This window comes from Algibacter sp. (assembly GCF_049667265.1).
Classification (GTDB): Bacteria; Bacteroidota; Bacteroidia; order Flavobacteriales; family Flavobacteriaceae; genus Algibacter_B.
In genome coordinates this window covers 1-1,592 of the sequence record NZ_JBATHX010000276.1, presented here as the reverse complement: position 1 = coordinate 1,592, position 1,592 = coordinate 1, and the positions used below count along the sequence as shown (strand labels likewise).

General features: G+C 33.2%; 2 protein-coding genes and 1 pseudogene. All 3 read left to right on the top strand.

The genetic code is table 11. The features are described from left to right. The first annotated feature begins 133 nt into the window (after positions 1–133). Positions 134–343, top strand: coding sequence for a YgaP family membrane protein (locus tag WBN21_RS10320; protein WP_424199981.1), 210 nt, complete (start codon positions 134–136; stop codon positions 341–343). 159 nt (positions 344–502) lie between these two features. Next, on the top strand, positions 503–1,132 hold the full coding sequence (locus WBN21_RS10315; protein ID WP_424199979.1) for a Crp/Fnr family transcriptional regulator: 630 nt from the start codon (positions 503–505) through the stop codon (positions 1,130–1,132). 242 nt (positions 1,133–1,374) lie between these two features. Continuing rightward, positions 1,375–1,592: pseudogene (locus WBN21_RS10310) on the top strand (YeeE/YedE family protein); the annotation flags it as partial.

Genomic DNA, 1,592 nt, shown 5'->3' with positions numbered 1-1,592 from the left:
TACAGATGAAGCGCATATTGATGCCTTATTTGAAGCTATTTTAGAATTCAATTCTAACCTAGAAACTAATAATCCCCTAAAAGCGATTGTAGTTCCTATCGAAAAATTTATATAAACTTAAAAATTATTCAAAATGTTAAATACATATTTTAGAGTTATCGTTGGCGTTATGGTATTATTAAGCGTCGTACTTTCCGTTTTTGTAAACCCAAACTGGATGTGGTTCACCGTATTTATTGGGGTAAACTTAATTCAATCAGCATTTACAAAATGGTGCTTATTAGAAACTATTTTAGTGAAATTGGGCGTAAAAAAAGAGGGTGGTAACTGTTCTACCAATTAAGTAAAACGCGATAAACTAAAAACCTATTTTTTTTAGTCACGATTCCAAAAATCCAAAAATTTTGCGAATTCGTGGCTAAAAATTAAAGTTCAAGCTACTTACCAAGATTACTTAATTATAAAACCCAAAAATTAAATTTTAAATTGCTATTTTTGGGTAATGAACAATGATTTATTACAGCAAAAATTTGCACATACTCTAGATAAAGATTTAATCTCGGAGATTTCTGAAAAAGGAATATTAAAAAATTTCAAAAAAGATGATATTATAATCGATATCCATCAAACATTAAATTTTATTCCGCTTTTATTAACTGGCGATATCAAAATCATAAGAGAAGATAATGAGGGCAACGAGTTACTCATTTATTTTCTAGAAGCTGGCGACACCTGCACCATGTCACTTACCTGTTGCCTAGGCGAATCCAAAAGTAAAATTAGAGCCGTTGCCGAAAAAGATTCTACCCTAATTATGATTCCAGTTCAAAACATGTACACCTGGTTTCATAATAATGAAAGCTGGCGAAATTTCATTCTACAAAGCTATCAAATTCGGTTCGACGAAATGCTTGAAGCCATAGACAGCCTCGCCTTCTTAAAAATGGACGAACGCCTTTACAAATATTTAAAAAACATGTCGATGGTTAATGAAACCAAAACCATATCCATAAAACATCAAGACATTGCCGAAGATTTAAACACCTCGCGTGTGGTTATATCCAGACTCCTAAAAAAGCTAGAAAACGAAAACAAAATAAAACTAGGAAGAAATAAAATCGTAGTTGTTTAATTAATTTGGGCGCTCCCACAAGGGTCGGGCTTTACAATACAAGTCCTCGCACCTCCTTCGTCGGGCTGTGGGCTTTCCATTCCAATCCCTAGCGCAACTATCCGCAAGCAACAGTATAATCACTAACAAAAGGAAAATCATAAAAATTATATCTCACAAAATCAATTAGTTAACCATTATTAAGTAACCAATGTTACATAAACAATTAAACATCAACATAAATTTACACTAAATAATCAGGTATGCAGTATATTTTAAACCCTTGGCCATGGTATGTTTCAGGCCCACTTATTGCCTCAGTAATGGCACTCCTACTCTATTTTGGAAAAACTTTTGGAATGTCATCAAATCTTAAAACCATGTGCAGTATTGCTGGCGCTGGGAAATTTTCAGAATTTTTCAAACCCAATTGGAAAGACCAAATATGGAATTTAACCGTAGTTCTAGGCGCTATAATTGG

Coding starts and splice junctions, on each gene's coding strand:
- WBN21_RS10320 (WP_424199981.1), top strand. CDS start 134: ATGTTAAATACATATTTTAGAGTTATCGTTGGCGTTATGGTATTATTA.
- WBN21_RS10315 (WP_424199979.1), top strand. CDS start 503: ATGAACAATGATTTATTACAGCAAAAATTTGCACATACTCTAGATAAA.